The sequence below is a fragment of the Micromonospora sp. NPDC003776 genome (assembly GCF_053605645.1).
In genome coordinates, this window is the sequence record NZ_JBSGJR010000804.1 from 1 (window position 1) to 2,377 (window position 2,377).

3 protein-coding genes are annotated in these 2,377 nt (G+C 76.6%); all 3 read left to right on the forward strand.

The features are described 5' to 3' along the window. Positions 1-1,180: ABC transporter permease (locus tag ACWEVO_RS35110; protein ID WP_452311712.1), on the forward strand; the 1,180-nt coding region annotated here is incomplete at its 5' end. A 54-nt stretch (positions 1,181-1,234) separates the two neighbouring features. Then, complete coding sequence (locus ACWEVO_RS35115; RefSeq protein WP_452311713.1) at positions 1,235-1,726, forward strand: N-acetyltransferase family protein; 492 nt, start codon at positions 1,235-1,237, stop codon at positions 1,724-1,726. 77 nt (positions 1,727-1,803) lie between these two features. Next, positions 1,804-2,377: AMP-binding protein (locus ACWEVO_RS35120; RefSeq protein ID WP_452311714.1), on the forward strand; the 574-nt coding region annotated here is incomplete at its 3' end.

The window sequence follows — 2,377 nt, forward strand, 5'->3', positions numbered from 1 at the left end:
CACCCCGCCGGTGGTACGCCTGCTCGGCCGCCCCTTCGCCGCGCTCGGCATCACCGGCCGGCTGGCCACGGACTCGGCGGCCCGTACCCCGCGCCGCACCGCGGCGACCGCCCTCGCGCTCGGCCTCGGGATCGCCCTGGTCGCCTTCACGGCGGTGCTCGGCGCCTCGGTCCGGGACGCGGTCCGCCAGTCGTACGCCGAGGTGATCACCGCCGACCACGTGGTGGAGAGCGGCCGCAACGAGATGCTCGGCGGGCTCTCCGCCGCCGTGGCGGAGCACGTCGCCCGGCTGCCCGAAGTGGCCGTCGCCTCCCGCCTGCGGTACGGGCACTGGCGCGACGGTGACGCCGTACGCGCGCTGACCGCGGTCGACCCGGCGACCCTGCCGCGGGTGACCCGGCTGCACCTCGTCGCCGGCTCGCTGTCCGCGCTGGACGGCGGCGGGATCGTGCTGGCCGAGCACGTGGCGCGGGAGCGAGGGCTGGCGATGGGCGACCCGCTGCCGATGACCTTCTCCCGGGTCGGCACCCGGCAGCTGCGGGTTGTCGGCCTGCTGCGGGACCGCGACGCCCGCGCGCTCGCCACCGACTACCTGGTCTCGCTGGCCACGTACGCCCAGCTGTACAGCGAGAACGTGGACGCCGGGGTGCTGATCCGTACCGCCGACGGGGTGGACCGGGCCGCCGCGGAGCGGGCGGTCCGGGCGGCGCTGGCCGACCACCCGACCGCCGAGCTGCGTGACCAGGCCGCCGCGGTGGCCGCCCGGACCGCGTCGATCGACCAGATCCTCGGCCTCGTCACCGCGCTGCTGATGCTGGCCGTGCTGATCGCCCTGCTCGGTATCACCAACACGCTGGCCCTGTCGATCACCGAGCGGACCGGCGAGCTGGGGCTGCTGCGCGCGGTCGGGATGACCCGCCGGCAGCTCGGCTGGCTGGTGCGCGGCGAGGCGGTGCTGGTCGCCGCCCTCGCGGCGGTGCTCGGCCTGCCGCTGGGCGCCGGCCTGGCCGCCGCCACGGTGGCCGCGCTGGGCCGCGACGCCCCGCTGCCGCTGGCCGTGCCGGCGGGCCGGCTGGCGCTGGTGCTGGCCGTCACTCTCGCGGCCGGCCTGCTGGCCGGGCTGCTGCCCGCGCGGCGCGCCGCCCGGCTGGACGTCCTCGCCGCCATCGCCACGCCCTGATTCCCGGGGCTGCCGGCCTACCACCGGCAGCCCCCGTCCGGTAAGGAGTAGACCATGACCCAATCCGTTACCATCCGCCGCGCCGGCCCGGCCGACGCCGCCACCGTGCACACCCTGGTCACCGAGATCGCCGCCCATGAGGGCGACGCTGCACACGTCACCGTCACCGCCGCCCGGTGGGCTGAACTGCTCGGCCGCGACGACGTCACCGTGCTGCTCGCCGAGCGGGGCGGCGAGCCGCTCGGCTACGTCTCGGCGCTGCGCCGGCTGCACCTGTGGTCCGGCCGGGACATCCTCGCGCTGGACGACCTCTGGGTCCGCGCGGCGGCCCGCAACGCCGGGGTGGGCCGGGTCCTGATGCTGGCGCTGGCCCGTACCGCGGCCGCCGACGGCCTCACCATCCGCTGGGAGGTCAAGCCGCAGAACGAGGCGGCGCAACGCTTCTACCGGCGGCTCGGCGCGAGCCTGCGGTCCAAGGTGATCGTCGGTTGGCCGGCCGAGCGGTACCAGCGCTTGCTCGCTCCCGAGCCGGCTACGTCAGCGTAGGTTACCAACTGGTAAGTTGACCGGGTGGTGGCCGACCGTGTCCGCTCGGCCACCCCCGGCCACGAGGAGACCCGGCGATGGACGCGACCGCGCAGCGCCCCTGGACCCGCAGCTACGCCCCCGGCGTACCGGCCATCATCGCCGAGCCGGCCGGCTCGCTGGTGGACCTGCTGACCGACGCGGCCCGCCGGTTCGGCCCCCGGGTGGCGCTCGACTTCTACGGCGCCACCACCAGCTACGCCGAGTTGGCCGACCAGGTGTCCCGGGCGGCCGAGGCGCTGCGCCGGCTCGGCGTCGGGCCCGGCGACCGGGTGGCCCTGGTGCTGCCCAACTGCCCGCAGCACGTGGTCGCCTTCTACGCGGCGCTGCGCCTCGGCGCCGTGGTGGTCGAGCACAACCCGCTCTACACGGCCGCGGAACTGGCCCACCAGCTCACCGACCACGGCGCCCGGGTCGCGGTCGTCTGGGACAAGATCGCCCCGCTGGTCACCGGGCAGGGCGCCGTCGAGACGGTGATCGCCGTCGACCTGACCGAGGCGCTGCCCCGGCTCAAGCGCTGGGCGCTGCGGCTGCCGCTGCCCAAGGTGCGCGCCGCCCGCGCCGCGATGACCTCCCCTGCGCCCGGCGCCCGCGACTGGTCGGCGCTGGTCG

Coding starts and splice junctions, on each gene's coding strand:
- ACWEVO_RS35115 (WP_452311713.1), top strand. CDS start 1,235: ATGACCCAATCCGTTACCATCCGCCGCGCCGGCCCGGCCGACGCCGCC.